The 22,266-nt window shown below is 69.5% G+C and carries 22 protein-coding genes; 17 read left to right on the top strand and 5 right to left on the bottom strand.

Going from position 1 to position 22,266, the window contains the following annotated elements; genetic code table 11:
* Positions 1-46: 46 nt before the first annotated feature.
* From GKC29_RS12430 to GKC29_RS12420, 3 genes are read left to right on the top strand one after another with little or no spacing between them, the layout of a single operon-like run.
* Entirely contained in the window at positions 47-1,378 is a 1,332-nt protein-coding gene (locus GKC29_RS12430) for a low temperature requirement protein A (RefSeq protein ID WP_155330973.1), read from the top strand.
* Between the two features lie 48 nt (positions 1,379-1,426).
* Positions 1,427-1,696 (top strand): type II toxin-antitoxin system Phd/YefM family antitoxin, encoded by a 270-nt coding sequence (locus tag GKC29_RS12425; RefSeq protein ID WP_155330972.1) that lies wholly within the window; start codon positions 1,427-1,429, stop codon positions 1,694-1,696.
* Positions 1,686-2,102: a type II toxin-antitoxin system VapC family toxin gene (locus GKC29_RS12420; RefSeq protein ID WP_230689012.1), complete on the top strand. Its 417-nt coding sequence runs from the start codon at positions 1,686-1,688 to the stop codon at positions 2,100-2,102. The genes GKC29_RS12425 and GKC29_RS12420 overlap by 11 nt, the downstream gene beginning before the upstream one ends.
* Before the next feature lie 21 nt (positions 2,103-2,123).
* On the opposite strand, the gene GKC29_RS12415 is transcribed toward GKC29_RS12420, so the two are convergent.
* Positions 2,124-3,026, bottom strand: a complete 903-nt coding sequence (locus GKC29_RS12415; RefSeq protein ID WP_155330970.1) for a LysR family transcriptional regulator — start codon at positions 3,024-3,026, stop codon at positions 2,124-2,126.
* A 70-nt stretch (positions 3,027-3,096) separates the two neighbouring features.
* On the opposite strand from GKC29_RS12415, the gene GKC29_RS12410 reads away from it, so the two are divergent.
* Complete coding sequence (locus GKC29_RS12410; RefSeq protein WP_155330969.1) at positions 3,097-3,975, top strand: dihydrodipicolinate synthase family protein; 879 nt, start codon at positions 3,097-3,099, stop codon at positions 3,973-3,975.
* Positions 3,976-4,145: 170 nt separating this feature from the next.
* Complete coding sequence (locus GKC29_RS12405) at positions 4,146-4,880, top strand: MOSC domain-containing protein (protein ID WP_155330968.1); 735 nt, start codon at positions 4,146-4,148, stop codon at positions 4,878-4,880.
* 33 nt (positions 4,881-4,913) lie between these two features.
* Here the strand turns inward: GKC29_RS12405 and GKC29_RS12400 are convergent, their stop codons facing one another.
* Positions 4,914-5,141, bottom strand: coding sequence for a winged helix-turn-helix domain-containing protein (locus GKC29_RS12400; RefSeq protein ID WP_155330967.1), 228 nt, complete (start codon positions 5,139-5,141; stop codon positions 4,914-4,916).
* A gap of 338 nt (positions 5,142-5,479) precedes the next feature.
* On the opposite strand from GKC29_RS12400, the gene GKC29_RS12395 reads away from it, so the two are divergent.
* From GKC29_RS12395 to GKC29_RS12365, 7 genes are read left to right on the top strand one after another with little or no spacing between them, the layout of a single operon-like run.
* Positions 5,480-5,815, top strand: coding sequence for a hypothetical protein (locus GKC29_RS12395; protein ID WP_155330966.1), 336 nt, complete (start codon positions 5,480-5,482; stop codon positions 5,813-5,815).
* A complete protein-coding gene (locus tag GKC29_RS12390) occupies positions 5,812-6,168 on the top strand; it encodes a hypothetical protein (RefSeq protein WP_230689011.1) in 357 nt (118 codons plus the stop codon). The genes GKC29_RS12395 and GKC29_RS12390 overlap by 4 nt, the downstream gene beginning before the upstream one ends.
* Entirely contained in the window at positions 6,165-7,706 is a 1,542-nt protein-coding gene (locus tag GKC29_RS12385) for a class I SAM-dependent DNA methyltransferase (protein WP_155330965.1), read from the top strand. The genes GKC29_RS12390 and GKC29_RS12385 overlap by 4 nt, the downstream gene beginning before the upstream one ends.
* Positions 7,703-8,911, top strand: a complete 1,209-nt coding sequence (locus GKC29_RS12380) for a restriction endonuclease subunit S (RefSeq protein ID WP_196255863.1) — start codon at positions 7,703-7,705, stop codon at positions 8,909-8,911. The genes GKC29_RS12385 and GKC29_RS12380 overlap by 4 nt, the downstream gene beginning before the upstream one ends.
* Before the next feature lie 46 nt (positions 8,912-8,957).
* Positions 8,958-12,374, top strand: coding sequence for a DEAD/DEAH box helicase family protein (locus tag GKC29_RS12375; RefSeq protein ID WP_155330963.1), 3,417 nt, complete (start codon positions 8,958-8,960; stop codon positions 12,372-12,374).
* A 21-nt stretch (positions 12,375-12,395) separates the two neighbouring features.
* Positions 12,396-13,802 carry an AAA family ATPase gene (locus GKC29_RS12370; RefSeq protein ID WP_155330962.1) on the top strand — a complete coding sequence of 469 codons (1,407 nt, stop codon included), beginning with the start codon at positions 12,396-12,398 and terminating at the stop codon, positions 13,800-13,802.
* The gene (locus GKC29_RS12365) at positions 13,799-14,449 is read left to right on the top strand and encodes a DUF4276 family protein (RefSeq protein ID WP_155330961.1); all 651 of its coding nucleotides are present in this window, start codon (positions 13,799-13,801) and stop codon (positions 14,447-14,449) included. Before GKC29_RS12370 ends, GKC29_RS12365 begins: the two co-directional genes overlap by 4 nt.
* On the opposite strand, the gene GKC29_RS12360 is transcribed toward GKC29_RS12365, so the two are convergent.
* Complete coding sequence (locus GKC29_RS12360; RefSeq protein WP_155330960.1) at positions 14,435-14,815, bottom strand: MerR family transcriptional regulator; 381 nt, start codon at positions 14,813-14,815, stop codon at positions 14,435-14,437. The genes GKC29_RS12365 and GKC29_RS12360 overlap by 15 nt on opposite strands.
* A 54-nt stretch (positions 14,816-14,869) precedes the next feature.
* Between GKC29_RS12360 and GKC29_RS12355 the strand changes: the two genes are divergently transcribed.
* Together GKC29_RS12355 and GKC29_RS12350 are read left to right on the top strand one after the other, a co-directional pair.
* Positions 14,870-15,877, top strand: a complete 1,008-nt coding sequence (locus GKC29_RS12355) for an aldo/keto reductase (RefSeq protein WP_155330959.1) — start codon at positions 14,870-14,872, stop codon at positions 15,875-15,877.
* 46 nt (positions 15,878-15,923) lie between these two features.
* Entirely contained in the window at positions 15,924-16,823 is a 900-nt protein-coding gene (locus tag GKC29_RS12350) for a TIGR01777 family oxidoreductase (protein WP_155330958.1), read from the top strand.
* A gap of 60 nt (positions 16,824-16,883) precedes the next feature.
* On the opposite strand, the gene GKC29_RS12345 is transcribed toward GKC29_RS12350, so the two are convergent.
* Positions 16,884-18,092: a PHB depolymerase family esterase gene (locus GKC29_RS12345; protein ID WP_155330957.1), complete on the bottom strand. Its 1,209-nt coding sequence runs from the start codon at positions 18,090-18,092 to the stop codon at positions 16,884-16,886.
* A 232-nt stretch (positions 18,093-18,324) separates the two neighbouring features.
* Between GKC29_RS12345 and GKC29_RS12340 the strand changes: the two genes are divergently transcribed.
* Together GKC29_RS12340 and lipB are read left to right on the top strand one after the other, a co-directional pair.
* Positions 18,325-20,157: a DUF2079 domain-containing protein gene (locus GKC29_RS12340; RefSeq protein WP_155330956.1), complete on the top strand. Its 1,833-nt coding sequence runs from the start codon at positions 18,325-18,327 to the stop codon at positions 20,155-20,157.
* Between the two features lie 50 nt (positions 20,158-20,207).
* Entirely contained in the window at positions 20,208-20,846 is a 639-nt protein-coding gene (lipB, locus tag GKC29_RS12335; RefSeq protein ID WP_155330955.1) for a lipoyl(octanoyl) transferase LipB, read from the top strand.
* A 6-nt stretch (positions 20,847-20,852) separates the two neighbouring features.
* Here the strand turns inward: lipB and GKC29_RS12330 are convergent, their stop codons facing one another.
* The gene (locus GKC29_RS12330; protein WP_370463336.1) at positions 20,853-21,440 is read right to left on the bottom strand and encodes a peroxiredoxin-like family protein; all 588 of its coding nucleotides are present in this window, start codon (positions 21,438-21,440) and stop codon (positions 20,853-20,855) included.
* 48 nt (positions 21,441-21,488) lie between these two features.
* On the opposite strand from GKC29_RS12330, the gene GKC29_RS12325 reads away from it, so the two are divergent.
* Positions 21,489-22,139 carry a TetR/AcrR family transcriptional regulator gene (locus tag GKC29_RS12325; protein WP_230689009.1) on the top strand — a complete coding sequence of 217 codons (651 nt, stop codon included), beginning with the start codon at positions 21,489-21,491 and terminating at the stop codon, positions 22,137-22,139.
* The last annotated feature ends 127 nt before the right edge of the window (positions 22,140-22,266 follow it).

Here is a 22,266-nt window from a genome sequence, read left to right as displayed (position 1 = left end):
GCCGATTCCGGCCCGGCCGGTCTCCGGGCGCTGAGAGAGTGGTCGGGTGGGCGGGAAGGGGTGGCGGGACCGGCTGGGGCCGGCCGTCCCCATCGCCCCCGGTGCACGGGTCGACAAGTTCGAGGTCTTCTTCGACCTGGTCTTCGTCTTCTCGTTCTTCATCATCACCCGGGCCACCGCCGCCAACATCACCGGCCGGACGCTGCTGCACGCGATGCTCGTGCTCGCCGTGCTCTGGTGGTGCTGGGTGATCCACAGCGTGGTCGCCACCCGGGTCCGCCTCGGGCTCGGCTTCGTGCCGGTGCTGATGGTCATCGGGATGGCGGCGCTCTTCTGCTTCGCGCTGGCCCTCCCACAGGCGTTCGGCGATCCGCGCGAGGGCGCGGCCGGGCCGGTGGTGGTGGCGATCAGCTACGTGGTGATCCGGGCGGTGCACTTCCTGCTCTTCTGGCACGTCGTACGCGACAGCCCGAACGAACGGCGGCAACTGCTCCGGTTCTCCCCGGAACTCGTGTTCAGCACGCTGCTCCTGGTGGCCGCTGCCATGGCGCCGTCCGTGATCGAGGATCCGGAGGCGGCCACGCTCGCCCGGGACGGACTGTGGCTCACCCTCGTGCTGCTGCAGTACACCACCGGCATCCTCGTCGGCACCTGGGGCTGGGGTGTCACCTCCGCCGAGCACTGGACCGAGCGCTACGACCTGATCCTGATCATCGCCCTGGGCGAGTCGGTGATCTCCGTCGGCGTGGGCAGCAACCTGCTCGGCCAGCCGCCGACCTGGTCGGCGGTGGCGGCGGCCGTCCTCGGCATCGTCTTCACCGCCGCCCTCTGGTGGGCCCACTACGACATGATCGGGCCGGCCGCCCGCATCGCCCTGCACGCCGCCAAGGACGGTCCGCGGGTGGCGTTGGCCCGCGACTCCTACGCCTACCTCTACCTGCCGATGATCGCCGGAATCATCCTGTTCGCCCTCGGGGCCGAGGGCATCGTGCACGAGATCGCCGATCCCAAGATCCCGATCACGCAGCCGGCGCACGGTCCCGACGTACCGCTGCTGTTCGGTGGGGTGATCTGCTACCTGTCGGCGAACATGTTGTTCCAGCTCCGTACGCTGCACACCCTGTCCTGGACCCGGGTCGGCACGGTGCTGGTGCTCGCCGGCAGCATCCCGATCGCCTCCCACCTGCCCGGCCTGGCCGCCCTCGCCCTGCTCACCGCCATCTGCGTCGGGCTGATCGCGACCGAAGTGGTGCTCTTCACCGACGCCCGGAGGGCCCTGTACGCCGCCGTGTACCAGGAGCGCACCACGCACGAGGCACACGAGGCCGCCTTCCGCTCCCGCTGGCACGACACCACCCCCGACGACCCCTCGACGTAGGACCGCCAGTCGTAGCACTTCGTAGCACCCTGGACTAGTATCGGGTTCATGGCCGAGCATGCTCATCGCGAGATCACCCAGCGCGAGCTGCGCAATGAGTCCGGTGCCATCATGCGCGGGGTCGAGCGGGGTGAGTCATACGTCATCACGCGCAACGGCACACCGATCGGCAAACTCATTCCTCTCCGCCGGAGAACCTTCGTCCCGCGCGCCGAGGTCATGGCGGCGTTCGCCACCGCACCGGTCCTCGATGCCGACAGGTTCCGTGAGGACATCGACTCATCCGTCGACCAGGACCCGTTCAGCCGTGAGTGGTGACGCCGCGAGCCGCGGACTCGTCGACACCAACGTCGTCATCCACCTGGCCGCCCTGGACCTGGCGGAACTGCCCGAGGAGATGGTGATCTCCGCGGTCACGCTCGCCGAACTCTCCGCAGGCCCACACCACGCCGACGATCGCACTGAACGAGCACGTCGGATGAGCGTGCTCCAGCACGCCGAGGCGACCTTCGATCCCTTACCCTTCGATGCCGAGGCGGCGCGCGCCTTCGGCATGGTCACAGGTGCGGTCCTCGCCACCGGCCGGACAACCCGTCGGCGGATTGCCGACCTGATGATCGCCTCGATCGCGTACGCGAACGGGCTGGCGCTCTACACCACGAACCCGACCGACTTCGTCGGTCTCGATGATCTGGTGACGGTCCGACCGGTACGACGCCCCTGACCCAAGCGACTGCCGTTACGTTCAGCCGGTCGACGAGCCCACGTCGACGGACCGAAGCGCCGCGACGCAGGCGGCGACCGCCGGGTGGCCGGCCGCGCCCCTCCGGTACGCGATCCGGGTGCGCCGGGTGAAGCCGAGGGGTACCAGACGGACCCCGGCCGCGGGCGGTTGCCCGACCGCGAGTCGGGGCACGAGCCCGACGCCGTGGCCGGCGGCTACCAGGGCGAGCATGGCGGCGAAGTCATCAGCGTGATGACGCACGGTCGGGCGGAAGCCGGCCAGCTCGCAGGCGTGCACGGCGAGCGAGTGGCAGAGGGTTCCCGGGCTACCCGCGATCCACCCCGCGTCGCGTACCGAGCGCAACGGGTCGCCGGCCAGGTCGCACTCCAGGTCGGCGGGTACGGCGAGAAAGACCGTCTCGTCCAGCAACGGCGCCGAATCCAGCGCCGGATCGGGTTGCACCGGCGCGATGTCGTAGTCGTGCACGAGGGCCACGTCGAGCCGGCGGTCCCGCAGTGCGGCGGGCACGGCGACCGGGTCCAGTTCGGTGACCGTCAGGTCCAGCGCGGGGTGGTCCCGGGCCAGCGTGACCAGGGCGGGCAGCAGCACGGGACGCACGGCGCTGGGATAGGTGCCGATGCGCAGCGTGCCGGAGAGCCCCCCGCGTGCGGCGGCCAGGGTGGCGTCGGCCGCCTCCAGGGCGGCGAGGATCACCTCGGTGTGCCGGACCAGTGCCTCCCCGGTCGGGGTCAGGGCGACCCGGCGGCCGGCGCGTTCCATCAGCGCGACGCCGGCGTCCCGTTGCAGCGCGGCGAGCTGTTGCGAGACGGCGGACGGCGTGTAGGTGTGCGCCTCGGCGACCGCGGCGATCGTGCCGAGCCGGGCCAGGTCCCGCAGGAGACGCAGCCGGCGGACATCAAGCATCAGCTCAGCTTACGTGTCTGGTGAGGAATCTGAACTAGTCCTACACGATCCTCTGTCGCAGGCTGAAGGCATGACACCGACAGGGCTGTACGTACCGCTGGTCACGCCGTTCGACGACCGAGGCGAGGTCGCCCTCGACGCGTTGACCGCCCATGCCCACGACGTGCTGGAGTCCGGCGCTGCCGGCCTGGTCGCGCTGGGCACCACCGGGGAACCGCACGCACTCGACGACGGCGAGCAGCGTCGGGTGGTCGACGCCGTCGCCGAGCTCTGCCGGGAGCACCAGGCCGGGCTTCTGGTCGGCGCCAGCACGGTCGACGCGCTGCACGCCCTGGCCGGACGGCCCGAGGTCACGGCGGCGCTCTGCCTGGTGCCGCCGTTCCTCCGGCCCGGCGAGGAGGCGGTGGTCGCGCACTTCGCCCGGCTGGCCGAGGCCTCCCCGGTGCCGCTGGTCGTCTACCACGTCCCGTACCGCACCGGGCAGCAGCTCTCCGCCGGGGCGCTGCGCCGACTGACCACGCTGCCCGGGGTGGTGGGTATCAAGCACGCGGTCGGCGGCATCGACGCGGACACCATCGCCTTCCTCGCCGACGTACCGCCGGGCTGCGCCGTGCTCAGCGGCGAGGACGCGTACGTCTCGGCGCTCCTCGCCCTCGGCGGGCACGGCGGCATCGTCGCCTCGGCGAACGTCGCCACCGCCGACTACGCCGCGCTGGTCGAGGCGTGGCGGGCGGGGGACGTCGCGCGGGCCCGGCCGCTCGGCCACCGGCTCGCCACTCTCTCGGCCGCCCTCTTCGCCGAACCCAACCCGTCCGTGATCAAGGCGGTGCTGCACGCCCGGGGCCGCATCCCGACGCCGGCGGTCCGCCCGCCACTGCTGCCCGCCACCGACGCAGCCACCGCACGAGCCCTACGCCACCTGGCCGAACTGACCAAGCTGCCGGCCTGACCGCGCTCAACGTCGCCAGATCTTGGAAGGAAACGGCCCCCGAAGGGGCCGAAATTCTCCAAGATCTCGCGGCCGGTCGCTTCGTTACGGGTACGCCGCGACACCCTCGGCCCGCTCACCCACGGGCGGCTGGATGACCCTGCTCCGTCCGGCCATCTACAGTGACGCCGATGGAGCTAGCCGAGATCCGCCGGTATCCGATCAAGTCGCTACTCGGCGAGCAGCTCGCCGCCGTCGACGTCGACCAGCGGGGATTGGTTGGTGACCGTTCGTGGGCCGTGCGAGACGCAGACGGGAAGCTGGGCAGCGGGAAGAACACCCGTCGCTTCCGACGGATGCCGGGGCTGTTCACGCTCCGCGGGCATTTCGGTGATCCGGTGCCGCTCGTCGAGTTGCCCGACGGACGCCGCTTCGCCGCCGATGCGGCAGCAGGGCATGAGGCGGTCAGCAAGGTGCTCGCCCGTCGCGTCACGATCGAGCGTCAGGCTGAGGTCATGCACCATGACGAGGGACCGGTAAGCCTGATCAGCACCGCCGCCCTGCGACGACTGCATGATCTCCTGGGGGAGCCGGTCGAGCCGTTGCGGTTCCGCGCCAACCTGCTCGTGGATGTGCCGGGAAGCGACTTCCCGGAAGACGGATGGCTCGGGAGGACCGTTCGCATCGGTTCCGAGGTCGTCTTGAGACCACGCCAGCGGCTTACTCGATGCGTCATGATCGACCTCGCCCAGGAGGACGCCCCGGAGCACGGGCATCTCCTGAGAACCGTCGCCGATCACCACGACATGACCTTCGGCGTGTGGGCCACAGTCGAACGCCCTGGTCGTATCGCACTGGGGGATGCCGTCGAACCGCATCCGCAGCTGTGTCACGAGCGGGTTGGCGGAGTGCCCCCGAGGTCCTGAGACCGGAGACGACACTTGATCGAGGAGACCCCCTCAGGCGTCGGGGCGCTCGGCAACGAAGACGCCGAGACCGTGCACGCCCTCGACGAGTCCCTCGGTCTTGAGCACGATCATGGCGTGGTTGACGACGCCGGCTGACACTCCGTGCTGTAGGCACAGTTGAGAGGTCGACGGCAGCTTGTCGCCGGGTGCGAGTTCTCCGGACGCGATCTGCTCGCGGATGAGGTCCGCAAGCTGCGCCCACTTCGGTTTGGCGGGCATGGTGACTCCCTGGTCTGCACCGCCATTTGATCACGCTTCCCTTCTATCGACAAGTAAGCAGTAGTCAGTGGTTGACCTATGAGCAGTACTAAGTATAAGTTTGCCCATGGCTGGCTCCCTGGTCTGCAACCGGGGCTGGTCGTTCCGTGAAAACGCGCCCGGCCGGCCGCCATTCCCCCGGAGGTCGGTCGGGTGCCACGCCCCCGCCCGACACCGCTCGTCGGGCAGCACCAGCAGGCCCGGGGCGGGTGCCGGGCTCCAGCCGTCAGGCGCGGACCCGAACCGCCATGACGGCTGCCCCCGCCCGTCCCGGCGCCGCTGACCGGAGAGGAGACGACGTGCGTTCACCCCTCCCCCGGCCGCCCAACTCACTGCGCATGGCGCAGGGCGGCGCGGCTGTCCGCGTACTCCTCGGGAGGTGGCGGCGGCGCGACCCGCCGGTGCCGCTCGGGCCTCGGCACCGGCGGACCTGGCGGGGGTTGCGGCGCTGGTGCTCGTGCGGCCTGCGCTGGACCGCCTGCCCCGACCGGCACGCGACCACCCCGACCGAGCCGCCGACGCCGCCCCGCAACACCCGCTGGCGCGACGAGCCGACGCGGGCGAACCCGCAGGTCGGGCGGGTCGGCCGGCTGACGCCCGCGCAGACCTGGCGGGCCAACGGCGGACGCTGGTGACCGCCCGCCCGCACACGCCGTTGCGTCCACTGTGGCTGTGCCGGGCCTGCGCGGCGCCCTGGCCGTGCGGGCCGGCCCGGCTGACGTTGCTACGGGAGTACGCACACGACCGGGTGGCGCTGCTGGTCTACCTGGGCGGGCTGCTGCACGACGCGGCCGGGCAACTCCACCCGCTCGACCCGCACGACGGCCCCGACCCGACGCAGCTCTTCGACCGCTTCCTCGGCTGGGCAATCGTCCGCAGGTCGCCTGGCGAGTCGCCCCAACACCCCATGCCGGAGGTCCCCGTCACCGGACTACCCTGCGAAGGTCAACTCGACATGGCCGACGGCGTGGGGACCGAAGCTACGTGATCACTGGTGAGCTGAAGAGCAGGATCGACCGCATCTGGGACGCCTTCTGGTCGGGTGGAATCTCCAACCCGCTGGAAGTGATCGAGCAGATCACGTACCTGCTCTTCATCAAGCGCCTGGACGACCTGCACACCCTCGAAGAACGGAAGGCCGCTCGCACCGGCAAGCCGATGGAGCGGCGGATCTTTCCCGAAGGTGCCGACGGCCAGGGGCGCAAGTACGACGACCTGCGGTGGTCGCGGTTCAAGAGCGCCGCGCCGAGCGAGATGTTCGAGACCGTGGGCGAGCGGGTCTTCCCGTTCCTACGGACGCTCGGCGGCGACGGGTCGACGTACTCGCACCATATGAAGGACGCCCGGTTCACCATCCCCAACCCGGCGCTGCTGTCCCGGGTCGTCGACATGCTCGACAACATCCCGATGGAGGATCGGGACACTAAGGGCGACCTCTACGAGTACATGCTGAGCAAGATCGCCACGGCCGGCCACAACGGACAGTTCCGCACCTCGCGGCACATCATCCAGCTCATGGTCGAGATGACCAAGCCGACGCCCAAGGACGAGATCTGCGACCCGGCCTGCGGCACCGCGGGCTTCCTGGTCGAGGCCGGCGAGTACGTCCGCCGCAACCACCCCGAGGCGATGCACGACGCGGCGCAGCGGAAGCACTTCCACGAGAGCATGTTCCACGGCTTCGACTTCGACGGGACGATGCTGCGCATCGGCAGCATGAACATGCTGCTGCACGGCGTCGAGAACCCGGACATCCGCTACCGCGACTCGCTCGCTGAGAACGTCAGCGGGGAGTCGGAGAAGTACTCGCTGATCCTCGCCAACCCGCCCTTCGCCGGCAGCCTCGACTACGAGAGCACCTCGAAGGACCTCCAGCGGGTCGTCAAGACCAAGAAGACCGAACTGCTGTTCCTCGCGCTGTTCCTGCGCCTGCTCAAGCCCGGCGGTCGGGCGGCGGTCGTGGTGCCCGACGGCGTGCTGTTTGGCTCCACGAAGGCACACAAGGAGTTGCGCCGAATCCTGGTCGAGGAGCAGAAGCTCGACGGAGTGGTGAAACTGCCCAGCGGTACGTTCAAGCCGTACTCGGGCGTGTCCACGGCGATCCTGTTGTTCACCAAGACTGACAGCGGCGGCACCGACAACGTCTGGTTCTACGAGGTGACCGCCGACGGCTGGAGCCTCGACGACAGACGGATGCCGTTGCTGCCCACCGAGAAGCTGGGCCCCGTGCCGACGGTGGCGCTCATCGAGGACGAGCACGCCCAAAACAACCTGCCGGATGCTCTGGCGCGCTGGTCCCGTCGTAATGGGACCGAATTGCAGCGGGCGCGGACCGAGCAGAGCTTTTGCGTAGCCAAGGCCGACATCGTCGAGCAGGGATACGACCTCAGCCTCAACCGTTACAAGGAGATTGTCCACGGAGAGGCCGAGCACCGATCGCCGCTAGAAATTCTGACCGACCTGGAATGCCTGGAGTCCGAGATTCAGCAGGGCATGACCGACCTGAAGGCGATGCTCGAACGATGACTGTCCCCACGAAGCGCCTGGGAGATCTTCTCCTTGAGGCCAAGCCGGGTTTCGCCTGCGGGGAGGAAGCAGAAGACGGCATCTTCCAGATTCGGATGAACAACATCACCAGGGATGGCCGTCTCGACCTGTCGAAGCGTCGCTTGGTCCCTGCCCAGCGGCCCGGGATAGCTGGCTTCTTGCTACGTGAGGGCGATGTCCTTTTCAACGCGACCAACAGCCCGGACATGGTGGGCAAGACAGCGCTGATCTATGCAACCGACGAGCCGACCGTTTTCAGCAATCACTTTCTTCGACTCCGGGTCGATCGTTCGACACTCCTACCCGCCTACCTTGCCCGTTGGCTACATCTGCAATTCGACGGTGGGATCTTCAAGGCCATGTGTCGCCAGTGGGTCAACCAGGCGACAGTCGGACGGGACACGCTGTTGCGGCTGGCGGTACCGCTCCCGTCGTTGGCGGAGCAGCGGAGGGTTGCGGAGGTACTGGATCGGGCGGACGAGCTGCGCGCCAAGCGCCGCGAAGCCCTCAATACGCTCGACGACCTCACCCAGTCCATCTTCCTCGACATGTTCGGTGATCCCGTCGAAAACGAGCGCCGGTGGCCTACAGGGTCAGTCCGGGACTTCGTGGCTCGCTTCGAGAGCGGCAAGAACCTCGTGGCGGAAGACGAAGACGATCCAAGGGCACAATTCCGCGTTCTCAAGGTTAGCGCCGTAACGTCGCTGACGTTTATAGCGACGGAAAGTAAGGCAGTCCCTTCCGGCTACATTCCGCCCCAATCGCACGTTGTGCGGGACGGCGACCTACTGTTCAGCCGGGCGAACACGGAGGCGCTCGTCGGCGCGACCGCCATGGTGACCGATCCACCCCACAACTTGCTGCTGCCCGACAAGCTTTGGCGTTTCGTCTGGCATGAACCAGTTAGGTCGGCTCCACTCTACGTGCGTCAACTCTTCCAACAGCCGTCGTTCAGACGCGAGATCAGTCGGCGAGCGACCGGCACCAGTGGGTCCATGAAGAACATTTCGCAGGACAAGGTGCTTTCGATCACCACCGGCATACCTCCGCTGACTCTCCAGCATTCGTTCGCTCATCGTGTTGCGAAGGTGGAACTGCTTAAGGCGGCACACCGGGCGAGCCTGGCGGAACTCGACGCATTGTTCGCGTCGTTGCAGGATCGGGCCTTCCGGGGATTGCTGTGATGTGAGACGATCGAGGGCTGCTGTCGACTGTGGGGGTTGGCGCTCGATGAGTAACTTCGCGTTTCTGCGGGCCGAGTGGCCTGAGCTGTTCCGCGAGGCCGCCAAGGCTGAGCGGAACACCGTCCTCGATCCGCGTACGGCGTGCTTCTATGCCCGCCGAGCTCTGGAGCACACCCTGACCTGGCTCTTCCAGGTCGACGGCACCCTCGCCCCGCCCTACAAGAAGGACCTGGCGGGGATGATCCACGAGCCGACGCTGCGGCACCTGGTCGGGCCGGCGCTGAACGCCAAGATGGACATCATTCGCAAGCAGGGCAACTGGGCGGTGCACAAGAACGCCCCGGTCAGGTCGACCGACTCGCTTCCGGTGGTACGGGAGTTGTTCCACGTCCTGTACTGGGTTGCCCGCCACTACACCCGTGACCAGTCACAGGTGCCGCCGAGCGCGCTCGCCTTCGACGAGACGCTCATCCCCCGGCCGTCGCACGGCGGCGGCCCACAGCAGACGAGTCAGGCCGACCTGAAGGCCCTCGCCGATAAACTCGCCGCCCACGATGCTGCGCTCGCCGCCGAGCGAGAGAAGAACGCCAGCCTGGACGCCGAGCTGGCGAAGCTGCGCGCCCAGATCGCCGCCGCGAAGGCCGCGAACGAGGCTCGGCCCGACGACCACGACTACGACGAGGCGCAGACCCGCGACCTCTTCGTCGACGTGCTGCTCAAGGAGGCCGGGTGGGCCCTCGACCAGCCGCGGGACCGGGAGTTCCCGGTCAGCGGCATGCCCAACGGCACCGGTAAGGGCGCCGTCGACTACGTGCTGTGGGGTGACGACGGCAAGCCGCTCGCCGTGGTCGAGGCCAAGCGGACCCGCCGGGACGCGACTGTGGGCGAGCAGCAGGCCAAGCTCTACGCCGACTGCCTGCAGCAGGCGTACGGGCAGCGCCCGGTCATCTTCTACACCAACGGCTACGAGCACTGGCTCTGGGACGACACCGCATACCCGCCCCGCCCGGTCCAGGGCTTCTACACGAAGGCCGAGCTGCAACTGCTCGTACAGCGGCGGGAGAGCCGCCGGTCGCTCATCGGGTGCGACATCAACGAGCGCATCGTCGAGCGGCACTACCAGAAGCGAGCGATCCTGGCGGTCGGCGAGGCGTTCGAGCTGAACCGGCAGCGGCAGGCGCTCCTCGTCATGGCGACCGGGGCGGGCAAGACACGTACCGTCATCGCCCTGGTCGAGCAGCTTATGCGGGCTAACTGGGTCAAGCGGGTGCTCTTCCTCGCCGACCGGAACGCGCTGGTCAACCAGGCGGTCAACGCCTTCAAGGCGCACCTGCCCGAGGTGGCCACGGTCAATTTGGTCACCGAGAAGAACACCGACGGCCGCGTGTGCGTGTCCACGTACCCGACCATGATGGGCCTGATCAACGAGACCGTGAGTGGCGTGCGGCGCTTCGGACCGGGCTACTTCGACCTGGTCATCGTCGACGAGGCGCACCGGTCGGTGTACCAGAAGTACCGTGCGATCTTCTCCTGGTTCGACTCGCTGCTGCTCGGGCTCACCGCCACGCCCCGCAACGAGATCGACCGCAATACCTACAGCCTCTTCCACCTCGAAGACGGGGTGCCCACCGACCACTACGACCTCGACGAGGCCGTCGAGGAGGGCTACCTGGTGCCGCCGCTGGCGGTGTCGGTGCCGCTCAAGTTCCAGCGGGACGGCATCCGCTACGACGACCTCAGCGAGGAGGACAAGGACCGCTGGGACGCCTTGGACTGGGGAGAGGACGGCCCGCCGGACGGCGTCGACCCGGACGCGGTCAACAAGTGGCTTTTCAACGCCGACACCGTCGACAAGGTGCTGAAGACCCTGATGACCCACGGGCACAAGGTCGCCGGCGGCGACCGGCTCGGCAAGACGATCATCTTCGCGAAGAACAACGATCACGCGACCTTCATCCGGGAGCGGTTCGACGCCAACTACCCGCACCTGAAGGGCCAGTTCGCGAAGGTCATCACTCACCAGGTCGAGTACGCCCAGAGCCTGATCGACGACTTCTCGGTCAAGGACAAGGCGCCGCACATCGCCATCTCGGTGGACATGCTCGACACCGGCATCGACGTGCCCGAGGTCGTCAACCTGGTCTTCTTCAAGATCGTCCGGTCAAAGTCGAAGTTCTGGCAGATGATCGGCCGGGGCACCCGGCTCTGCCCGGACCTGTACGGCCCCGGGCAGGACAAGAAGAACTTCTACGTCTTCGACTGCTGCCAGAACTTCGAGTTCTTCAGCCAGGACGTGCCGGTCAGCGAAGGGTCGCTGGGCGAGTCCCTCACGGAACGGCTCTTCAAGGCCCGGCTCGAACTGCTCTACCGGCTCGATCAGCGCCTTCCGCAGGGTGGCGAGCCCGATTCCGATGGCACCAAAAGCGAGGCCGGACTGCGCTCGGACGTCGCTCACCACCTGCACGAGCGGGTCACCGGCATCAACATGGAGAACTTCGTCGCGCGCCCGAAACGGCGCGTGGTGGAGTACTACGTCGACTTCGCCAACTGGCATCGGCTGACGCCGGAAGCGGTCGAGGAGATCGGGAGCAACCTCGCCGGGCTGCCGTCCTCGGTCAAGGACGAGGACGAGAACGCCAAGCGCTTCGACCTGATGATGCTGCGCCTTCAGCTCGGCCACTTCGACGTGGAACCAGCGTACGAGCGGCTGCGCAAGCAGGTGCAGGAGATCGCGTCGGCCCTGCTGGAGCAGACCAGCATCCCGGCGATCCGCGCGCAGCAGGAACTGCTGGACGAGGTCGCCGGTGACGAGTGGTGGCAGGACGTCACCCTGCCAATGCTGGAGCTGCTGCGCCGCCGGGTCCGGTCGTTGGTCAGGCTGATCGAGCGGAGCAAGCGCACCATCGTCTACACCGACTTCGAGGACCAGCTCGGCGAGCTCACCGAGGTCCCCATCCCGCAGGCGCGAGTCGGGACGGACTTCGAGCGGTTCCGGATCAAGGCCCGCGCCTATCTGCGATCCCACGAGGATCACGTGGCGTTGCAGAAGCTGCGACGCAACCGGCAGCTCTCCCCGAGCGACCTGGCCGAGCTGGAGCGGATGCTGGCCGAGAGCGGCGCCGGCGCCGCCGAGGACATCGAGCGGGCCCGGCGATCGGCGGACGGGCTCGGCCTGTTCATCCGCTCACTGGTTGGCCTGGACCGGGAAGCCGCCGCGGAGGCCTTCAACGAGTTCCTCATCGGGCGCACTCTGAGCAAGAACCAGATCCATTTCATCAACATGATCATCGGCCACCTGACCCAAAACGGTGCCATGGAGATCGACCGGCTCTACGAGTCGCCGTTCACCGAGATCGCCCCGCACGGGCCAGAGTCGATCTTCACCGAGGACGACGCGGACCGGATCGTCTCGATCCTCAGGTCCGTACGCGCCACCGCCGCGCCGGCACACGAGGTGGCGTAGGTCCCCGACTAAGCTCAGCTCATGCTCACGCGGCTGCAGGTGCAGGGATTCAAGAACCTGCTCGATGTTGACATTGAGTTCGGCCCATTCACCTGCATTGCCGGCGCGAACGGTATGGGCAAGTCGAACGTCTTCGACGTGATCGAGTTCCTGTCCTACCTCGCCACGGACTCCCTGGCTCAGGCAGCACAGCGGGTCCGCACAACGGCAGGGGCTGCCGGCGGTGATCCTCGTGACCTGTTCTGGGACGGGTACCGCCAGCGCGAGCACCGGATCAAGATCGCCGCTGAAATGATCGTTCCGGCCGAGGTGGAGGACGAGCTGGGCGCCCGGGCACGTGTCGCAGCGACCGCTCTTCGCTATGAAATCACCCTCGGCTACGGGCCGAGCCGGACCGACCACACTGGAGGACGCCTCTACCTGCTTGATGAGGACCTTCGCGAGATCAGCGACCCGCGTACTCGAACAAAGTTCCCAGCCAGCCCCGGTTTTCTCGATGCCGTGATCCCCGATCGCGGCGGTAACCAGGTGTTCCTTTCCACTGACCGTCGAGGCATGCAGGGCATTTTCATCAGTGCCCATGAGAGTGGGCAGCCGGTGGAGAAGACGCGCTACCCGGGCCGCGCCGCCCGGACAGTGCTCAGTGCCACGATAACCGCCGATAATCCGACCGTCTTAGCTGCCAGGAACGAAATGAGAAGCTGGCGGCGCCTGGCACTGGAGCCCTCTGCACTGCGCGCGCCGGACGGCACAGTCGGCCCAGAATCGCTGGCTCCAGACGGCCGATACCTCCCCAGCACGCTCTACCGGGTTGCGCACGCACCCGAGTGGTCGGCCGAGCCTGACCGGGTCTACGCGGCGGTGGCCGGACGGCTTTCGGACCTTTCTGGAATAGCCGTCGAGGACCTGGAGGTGGAGTACGACGAGGCGCGAGAGCTTTTCACTCTCTTCCTTCGGGAGAAGGGAGGCCTACGACTTCCTGCCCGGGCGCTGTCCGAGGGAACGCTGCGCTTCCTCGCGCTCTGCGTGCTGCTGGAAGACTCGACGTTCACCGGCCTGATCTGCATGGAGGAACCGGAGAACGGGATCCACCCCGCAAACCTTCCCGCAATGGTGCAGCTCGTCCGAGACCTGGCCGTCGATCGCGACCACCCACCAGGCGACGACAACCCATTCCGGCAGGTCATCATCAACACTCACTCCCCGGGGGTGGTGCAGCTCTGCGATCCGGAGGATCTGCTGCTCGCCGACACGAGACTGCGTCCCATGCCTGATGGTGGGGCGGTCCGCGCCCTCGCTCTTCTTCCCTTCCGCGGCTCCTGGCGCGCCAGGCCGGGAGTGCAGACGTTCTCCCACGCGGATGTCGTGCCCTATCTCGCCGAGCCGCCCGAGGCCCGCCTTCGTCTTCCGTCGGACCTGACGACATGAGCGGCCACTTCTACTCTGGTTTGTTCATCGCCGAGGGCACGTCCGACGAGCCGCTGTCGAGACACGTCGAGTGGCTATTCCTCGGACGCGGCATTTCGGTGAGCCTGACACTGCCCGACTTCTCTCGGCTTCCGAAGGTCGCCAAGGACGTGGGGTCCCGCGTCAAAGCTGCCCTGAAGCTCGAAGGCAGGCCCGTAGACCTCATCGTCGTGCATCGGGACGCCGACAACGCGGGACGGCTGAGCCGGCAACGCGAGATCGAGTCAGCGGTACGACCGCTGGAGGCCACCGCTGAGTTGGTTCCCGTGATCCCTGTGCGGATGACCGAGGCATGGCTTCTGTTGGACGAAGCGGCCATCCGGCAGGTCGCCGGCAATCCACGTGGCCGGACGCGACTCAGCCTGCCGAGGCAGCACGAGGTGGAGTCGAAGCACGACCCGAAGGACATCCTCCGCGAATGCCTCCTCGCGGCGGCTGACGTGACCGGCCGACGTCGGGACACCGTGGCCAAGCGGTTCAACCAACATCGGCGGCAGTTGCTGGAGCGCCTCGATCCCACCGGCCCGGTCGCTGAGCTCGACTCGTGGCGTCAGCTCGTTTCCGACGTCGACGACGTTGTCAAGCGGTGGCGCTCAGTCAGTTCCTGAACCCGACGCCGTGATTCGCTCGTAGAAGCGGGTCTTCTCGCGCAGGTGGTCGTACTGGCGCTGGAGCAGGCGCATCTGCTCCTCGACCCGCTCCGCGTGCCGCTCCAGCAGAGCCTGCCGCTCGCCGGCGGTGTGCTCGCCCTCCCGGGCGAGTTCGGCGTACCGGCACATCTCCGCGATCGGCATGCCGGTGTCCCGCAGGCAGCGGAACAGCGTCAACCAGCCCAGGTCGTCGTCGGTGAAGACGCGCCGCCCACCGGAGGTGCGGCCGATGCCGCTGAGCAGGCCGATCTTCTCGTAGTACCGCAGGGTGTCGAGACTGAAGCCGCTGCGGCGAGCCGCCTCGGAGGGCGCGTACCCGGACATGCCGGCAGCCTAGCGCTTGACCTGGAGCGCACTCCAGGTTGAAGGCTTGGCGGCATGACGACGACACGGACACTGGGCCGCAGCGGGATCGAGGTCGGCGCGATCGGCATGGGTTGCTGGGCGATCGGCGGGCCACTGTGGGGAGACGACGGGCAGCCCTTCGGCTGGGGCGAGGTCGACGACGACGAGTCGGTGCGCACCGTCCACGCCGCCCTCGACCTCGGGGCGACCCTCTTCGACACCGCCAGCAACTACGGCGCCGGGCACAGCGAGCGGATCCTCGGCCGGGCGCTCGCCGGCCGCCGCGACCGGGCGGTGATCGCCACCAAGTTCGGCAACCGCTCCGACGGGGCGACCCGCCGGTGGACCGGCAGCGACCACAGCCCCGGCTACGCCGTGGCGAGCCTGGAGGAGTCACTGCGCCGGCTCGGCACCGACCACGTCGACCTCTACCAGCTCCACCTCAACGACCTGCCGGCGTCCGCCGCGCTCGACCTGGTCGACACCCTGGAGGGCCTGGTCACCCAGGGCAAGATCCGGGCGTACGGCTGGAGCACGGACCACCCGGAGTCGGCGGCGGCGTTCGCGGCGGCCGCCCCGCACTGCGCGGCGATCCAGCACGACCAGTCGGTGCTGCTGGACAACGCGGCGATGCTCGCGGTCTGCGACAGGTACGACCTGGCCAGCGTCAACCGGGGTCCGCTGGCGATGGGACTGCTCACCGGCTCGACCCGAGCGGTCGGCGCCGACGACGTACGCGGGCGGGCGCCGGAGTGGCTGGTCTGGTTCACCGACGGGCGGCCGTCACCCCGGTGGGCGGAGCGCGTCGCGCAGATCCGGGCGGCGCTCACCGCAGACGGTCGCACCCTGGCGCAGGGCGCGTTGGGCTGGCTGCTCGCCCGCAGCCCCCGGACGGTCCCGATCCCGGGTTGCCGGACCGTCACCCAGGCCGAGGAGAACTTCGGCGCGCTCGCCCTCGGGCCGCTGCCGGCGGACGCGGTAGCCGAGGTCGAACGCCTCCTGGCGGATCTCCGACACACACCGACCGAATCGGGGGTGTGATCCGCTCAACGCATCCGGATCGTCACCCGTATCCGAAGATATGAGCATGCGGATCCTGATGGCCGGCGCGTCCGGCTTCCTCGGCACCCGGCTGGCCGACCTGCTCACCGCCGACGGCCACGAGGTGACCCGGCTGGTCCGCCGGCCGCCGCGCACCCCCGACGAGCGGCAGTGGAACCCGTCCGCGGCCCAGCTCGACCCGGCGGTGATGGCGGCGGCCGACGCGGTGGTCAACCTGGCCGGCGCGGGTGTCGGCGACCGGCGGTGGAACGACGAGTACCGGCGGATCATCCGGTCCAGCCGGGTGGACACCACCACCACGCTGGCGATCACCATCGCCGGGCTGCCCGCCGCGGACCGGCCGGAGGTGCTGGTCAACTCCTCGGCGGTCGGCTGGTACGGCAACACCGGCGACCGCACGGTCGAGGAGGACTCACCGGCCGGCGAGGGGTTCCTCGCCGATGTCTGCCGGGTGTGGGAGGCCGCGACCCGGCCGGCGGAGGACGCCGGCGTACGCGTGGTGCGGCTGCGGACCGGGCTGCCGCTGCACCGCGACGGCGGGCTGCTCAAGCCGCAGCTGCTGCCGTTCCGGCTCGGCATCGCGGGCCGGCTGGGCAGCGGCCGGCAGTGGCTGCCGTGGATCTCGATGGAGGACTGGCTGAACGCGGCCGCGTTCACGATCGCGCGGGCCGACCTGGCCGGGCCGGTCAACGCGGTCGGGCCGGCGCCGGTGACCAACGCCGAGTTCACCCGCGAGCTGGCCCGGCAGTTGCACCGGCCGGCGATCATCCCGATCCCGGCGCTGGCGCTGAAGGTGGCCCTGGGCGGGTTCGCGCAGGAGGCGCTGACCAGCGCTCGGGTCCTGCCCGGCGTGCTGACGAAGGCCGGCTTCACGTACCGCCACCCGGACCTGCGCAGCGCCCTGCACGCCGCCCTGGTGGAGTAAGGAAGGGCCCCTTGTTAACGCCTCGCGTTGTACAAGGGGCCCTTTTTAACCACGGAGCCGTCAGCAGCCGATCACCCAGTAGTTGGGGCCGGTCTGCTTCAGCGTCGTCGTGTAGAAGGTGTTGTAGAGGCCCATCCGCTGGTTCGAGCCGTTGGCGTAGGCGTACCCGCCGGACTGGTAGGCACGACCGGCCGTGACGTGCGCGTAGTTGGACGCGGTGACGCAGGTCGGGCTGGTCGTCGGCGTCGGGGTGGGCGACGGGGACGCCGTCGGCGTCGGGGTCGGGTTGGGCCCGCCGCCGTTGAGGCCGAAGAAGACGGCGTCGTGGTAGGTCGAGCAGATGGTGTCCAGGATGTACGCGGCGGCGGTGCCGCACTGGTCCGGCGCCGTACCGGGGTCGACCGGGGTGCCGTGGCCCATGCCGGAGACACGGTAGACCCGGACGTCGTTGTTGCCGTACACCTCGAGGCTGGTGTTGGCGGGCAGCGACGCGGTGCTGGTCGGGGTCTGCGACACCCCCCGGACGTTGGTCCACTGGTCCCGCAGCTCGGTGGCGTTGGCCGGCACCACCGTGTAGTCCGAGGTGCCGTGCCAGATCGACACCCGGGGGTACGGCCCGGAGTAACCCGGGTACGCGGCGCGGACCAGGTCACCCCAGGCGGCCGGGGTCTTGTCGACGCCGCTGTACTGGCAGGTGCTGGTCGAGGCCGGCGGCGAGCAGCGGTAGGGCAGGCCGGCGATGACCGAGCCGGCGCGGAACACGTCCGGGTACGTGGCGAGCATGACCGCGCTCATCGCCCCCCCGGCGGAGAGGCCGCTGACGAAGACCCGGCCGGGGTCGGTGCCGTAGGTGGCCTTGGCGTGGTCGACCATCTGCTTGATCGACAGCGCCTCGCCGAAGCCGCGCCGGATGTCGTTCTCCACGAACCAGTTGAAGCAGCTGAGCTGCTGGTTCGCGCTGGACTGCTGCGCCACGATGACGGTGAACTTCCACTGGTCGGCGTACTTCTGCCAGCCGGTGTTGCCGAAGTAGCCGGTCGCGTTCTGGGTGCAGCCGTGCAGCAGCACGACGGCGGGCGCGCCGGCCGGCAGGTTGTCCGGCCGGTACGCGTACATGGCGAGGTTGCCGGGGTTGGAGCCGAAGCCGGTCACCTGCTGGAGGCTGGCGGCCTGGGCGGGGGTGGCGACGGCGACGGCCGCCGTGGCGGCCAGGACGAGGCCGGCGGCCGCGCCGGCCAGCCGGGCGAGGAGGGAGGGGTTGCGGCGCACGGGGAGCCTCCTGACGGGGGGTGTGAAGTGGGTCACCCGCGAATTGCCGCGACGTTACGCCAATGTGTCGAAGTGATGACATGGCTCGCCTTCACACATTCACCACTGTGGACGTGTGTGCGTACGCGGTGGGTGATTGGAGGGGCCCCTTATACAACGTGACGCGTTAACAAGGGGCCCTTCCTTGCAGGTCTGTCCGGCGTGTCCGGGTCCGGTTGGTAACGTCCGCTGCGTGCCGACCTCCCCGTCCCTGGCTCCCGCCCCCGTCCCACCGGTCCGGGCCGTCCGTGACCGCCGGGCCGACCTGGCTGTCGCCCTCGCCGCGCTCGCCCTGGCCGGGTGGGTGACCAGTGGCCTGTGGCGCGACCCGAACGGGCGGGCGATCACGGTCAACTCCAGCGACCAGGCGCTGTTCGAGTGGCTGCTGGCCTTCGGCGGGCACGCCCTCACGCACGGGCAGAACCCGCTCTTCACCTACCTGATCAACGTCCCGGACGGGGTCAACCTCGCGGTCAACACCTCGATCACCGTGTACGCGGCCGTCTTCGCACCGCTGACGTACCTGATCGGACCGCCGGCGACCTTCCTGGTGATCCTCACGCTGAACCTCACCGCCACGGCGCTGGCCTGGTACTGGCTGCTCAACCGGCAGTTCGGCCGCGGCCCGCTGGCCGCCGGCCTCGGCGGGCTGTTCATCGGCTTCGCCCCCGGCATGGTCTCGCACGCCAACGCCCACCTGAACTGGACCGCCGGCTGGCTGGTGCCGCTGCTGGTCTGGCGGACCTTCGCGCTGCGCCGCCCCGAACACCGGATCCGCAACGGGGTGATCCTCGGCGTGCTGGTCGCGGTGGCGTTCTCCATCGCGGCCGAGGGCCTCTTCTTCACCGCGCTCGCCCTCGGCCTCTTCGTCGGCGTCCGGGCGCTGCACCCGCAGGGCCGCGCCGAGGCCCGGGCGGCGCTGCCCGGCTTCCTCGGCGGTCTCGGAGTGACGGCGCTGGTGGCCGCCGTGCTGCTGGCGTACCCGCTGTGGCTGCACTTCGCCGGCCCGCAACGGTTCCACGGCACCGGCTTCGACGCGGTGATCCACTCCGAGGACATCGCCTCGTACACGGCGTACCCCAGCCGTTCGCTCGCCGGCGAGGCCGGGCTGCGGACCGGCCTCGCGCCGAACCCGACCGAGGAGAACTCGTTCTTCGGGCTCCCCCTGCTGCTCCTGACCGTCGCCGCCGTGGTGCTGCTGTGGCGCCGGGCCCGGGCGCCGCAGCGGGCCACCCTCTGGGCGCTCGGCGCGGTGGCGGTCGTCTTCACGGTGCTGTCGTTCGGCCCGGTGGCCAAGGTCGACGGCCGGCGCACCGACCTGCCGATGCCCTTCGACCTGGTGGGCCACCTCCCCGTGGTGAACGCCGCGCTGCCGGCCCGCCTGGCGCTGGTGGTGGCGCCGGTGATCGGCGTGCTGCTCGCGTACGCGGTCGACGCCCTGCGCGCCGACCCGCCGCGGTCGCGACCGGCCCGGGCGGCGTGGCTGGCCGCGTTCACGGTGGCCCTGGTGCCGCTGCTGCCCGTCCCGCTGCTGACGATCGAGCGGGAACCGGTCCCCCGGTTCTTCACCTCCGGCACGTGGCGGGAGTACGTGTCGCCCGGCGGGGTGCTCACGCCGGTGCCGCTGGCCCTCGACGTCTACCCGGACGGGCAACGCTGGCAGGCGTACGCCCTCTCCCACCGGCAGGGCGAGTTCGCCATCCCGTCCGGGTTCTTCCTCGGTCCGGGCGGGCCGGACGGGCGGGGCCGGATCGGCCCGCCGCCCCGGCTGCTGAGCACGCTGATGGACCAGGCCGCCCGGTTCGGCGCGGTGCCCATCGTCACCGAGGGCACGATCAGGGAGGTTCGGGCCGACCTCCGGCACTGGCGGATCGAGGCGGTGGTGCTCCCCGACCGGGTGCACGGCGCGAAGTGGGCGGTCAACCAGGAGGCGGTACGCCGTGCCGCGACCGCGCTGTTCGGCGAGCCGGAACGCGTCCAGGACGTGTGGGTCTGGCGGATCCCGCAGGACCGACCGACCCGGTGAGCCGGCTCACGTGCGGGGGTGACCGGCGGGTACGGGACTACGCTGGGGCCGTGACCACGACGACCTCCGGCCTCACGGCCGTCCGCGCCGGCGTCCTCGACTACGAGGCAGCCTGGGAGGAGCAGCGCCGGCTGCACGAGTCCGTGGTGGCCGGCGAGCGCGGCGACACCGTGCTGCTGCTGGAGCACCACAGCGTCTACACCGCCGGCAAGCGCACCGAGCCGTGGGACCGGCCGATGGACGGCACCCCGGTCATCGACGTCGACCGTGGCGGCAAGATCACCTGGCACGGCCCGGGTCAACTGGTCGGCTACCCCATCCTGCGCCTGCCCGACCCGGTCGACGTGGTCGCGTACGTGCGGCGCACCGAACAGATGCTGATCGACGTGTGCGCCGAGTTCGGGCTGACCGCCGGCCGGGTCGAGGGGCGCAGCGGCGTGTGGGTCCCCGAGGACGACCGCGGCCCCGCCCGCAAGGTCGCCGCCATCGGCATCCGGGTCGCCCGCGGCGTCACCCTGCACGGTTTCTCGATCAACTGTGACTGCGACCTGGCGCACTTCGACCGGATCGTGCCCTGCGGCATCCGCGACGCCGGTGTCACCTCGCTGACCGCCGAGCTGGGCCGCCCGGTCACCGTGACGGACGTCCTCCCGGTGGTCGAGCGCCGCCTGCCGACCCTGCTCGCCTGATCCCGGTCAGGTGTCGGCACCGGCGGGCTCGCTCCGGTGGTCCCGGACGGCGGCGAGCAGCTCGTCCACCGACCACTGGTCGTCGGCGTGCGCGCCGTACCGCGCGGCGAGCACCCGGCCATCGGCGGCGACGAGGAGGTCGGCCGGCAGGCCCAACCGGCCGGCCGGCTGCCGCAGGCGGGGCGGCCGCTGCCGGCGGCGCAGCACCGCCACCACGTCGAGGACGACACCCAGCAGGATCGCCCGCCACGCGCGGGGGTCGAGCAGGGACCGTGGGCCGGCCTCCACCCCGAACTCGCGGTAGAACCGGCGCTCGGGATCGGCGACGAGCGGGAACGGCAGTTCCTCGGCGTACGGGAGCAGCTCGTCCGCCGGCGAATGGAAGAAGACCACCTCACGGACGCCGGCGGCGGTGATCTCGTCGTGCCGGCGGACCACCGACCGCAGGTGCAGGTTGCAGATCGGGCACCCGGCGAAGCGGCGGAACTGAAGGTGCAGCAGCCCGTCCGGATCGGGCAGGCGGATCTCGCCTCCGGCCACCGCCGTCAGGGTTGTCGCCGGTATCCGTCGCCCGGGCGTGAATCGTCGCGTCACAGCACCCTCCCCGTTTGCGTACGCCGTACCCCTAACATGGTTAGGCGTATGGCGTACTCTGTCAAGGCCATGCCGCGACCCCGATCCCTGGACCACGACCGCATCGCCACCGCGGCGCTCGCCGTCATCGACCGCGCGGGCCTCGACCAGCTCTCGATGCGCACCGTCGCGGCCGAACTGGGCGTCGGGACCATGTCGCTCTACCGGTACGTCGCCGACCGCCGCGAGGTGGAGGCCCTGGTCGTCGACCGGGTGCTGGCCTCCCTCGATCTCACCGTGACCCAAAGCGCCGAGTGGACCGACCAGGTCGCCGACGTGCTCGGCCGCGTCCGGGACGCCGTGCGCGCCCACCCGGCGGTGGTCCCGCTGTTCCTCAGCCACCGGCACACCAACGTCCAGGTCATGCGCTGCGGCGAAGTGCTGCTGCGGATCCTGGCCGGCGCCGGCCTCACCGGCGCCGACCGCGTCGTGGCCTTCCGGACCCTGATCAGCTACCTCGTCGGCGCCCTCAGCAGTGACCACCTCGGCCCGCTCTCCGGCGCCGGCACCGCCGCGCTGGCCCGGCTGCCGCGCGACGACTTCCCGTACCTGGCGGACACCGCCGGCACGGCCCGCGCCATCGGTCCCGACGACGAGTTCCGGGGCGGACTCGACGTCGTCCTGGCCGGGCTGCGGCACCGGCTCGGCACCCCGGACTGAGCGGAAGACCCTCTTGAGCGATTGCTCAAATCGCTCTACCCTCACTCTTGAGCACTTGCTCAAGAGTGAGGGGCGGTATGCGACCCGTCTACGTCGAGACAGTCATCGGCGCACCCGTCACCGAGGT

Source organism: Micromonospora sp. WMMC415 (assembly GCF_009707425.1).
Lineage (GTDB): Bacteria > Actinomycetota > Actinomycetes > Mycobacteriales > Micromonosporaceae > Micromonospora.
Note: the sequence above shows the minus strand (reverse complement) of the source record. Positions and strands in the feature narration are given on the sequence as shown.

Excerpts from the sequence above, each read along its gene's own strand:
- GKC29_RS12405 (WP_155330968.1), top strand. The coding sequence starts at position 4,146 with ATGGAGCTAGCCGAGATCCGCCGGTATCCGATCAAGTCGCTACTCGGC.
- GKC29_RS12370 (WP_155330962.1), top strand. The coding sequence starts at position 12,396 with ATGCTCACGCGGCTGCAGGTGCAGGGATTCAAGAACCTGCTCGATGTT.
- GKC29_RS12365 (WP_155330961.1), top strand. The coding sequence starts at position 13,799 with ATGAGCGGCCACTTCTACTCTGGTTTGTTCATCGCCGAGGGCACGTCC.
- GKC29_RS12325 (WP_230689009.1), top strand. The coding sequence starts at position 21,489 with ATGGCGTACTCTGTCAAGGCCATGCCGCGACCCCGATCCCTGGACCAC.
- GKC29_RS12415 (WP_155330970.1), bottom strand. The coding sequence starts at position 3,026 with ATGCTTGATGTCCGCCGGCTGCGTCTCCTGCGGGACCTGGCCCGGCTC.
- GKC29_RS12410 (WP_155330969.1), top strand. The coding sequence starts at position 3,097 with ATGACACCGACAGGGCTGTACGTACCGCTGGTCACGCCGTTCGACGAC.
- GKC29_RS12380 (WP_196255863.1), top strand. The coding sequence starts at position 7,703 with ATGACTGTCCCCACGAAGCGCCTGGGAGATCTTCTCCTTGAGGCCAAG.
- GKC29_RS12355 (WP_155330959.1), top strand. The coding sequence starts at position 14,870 with ATGACGACGACACGGACACTGGGCCGCAGCGGGATCGAGGTCGGCGCG.
- GKC29_RS12360 (WP_155330960.1), bottom strand. The coding sequence starts at position 14,815 with ATGTCCGGGTACGCGCCCTCCGAGGCGGCTCGCCGCAGCGGCTTCAGT.
- GKC29_RS12375 (WP_155330963.1), top strand. The coding sequence starts at position 8,958 with ATGAGTAACTTCGCGTTTCTGCGGGCCGAGTGGCCTGAGCTGTTCCGC.
- GKC29_RS12400 (WP_155330967.1), bottom strand. The coding sequence starts at position 5,141 with ATGCCCGCCAAACCGAAGTGGGCGCAGCTTGCGGACCTCATCCGCGAG.
- GKC29_RS12350 (WP_155330958.1), top strand. The coding sequence starts at position 15,924 with ATGCGGATCCTGATGGCCGGCGCGTCCGGCTTCCTCGGCACCCGGCTG.
- GKC29_RS12425 (WP_155330972.1), top strand. The coding sequence starts at position 1,427 with ATGGCCGAGCATGCTCATCGCGAGATCACCCAGCGCGAGCTGCGCAAT.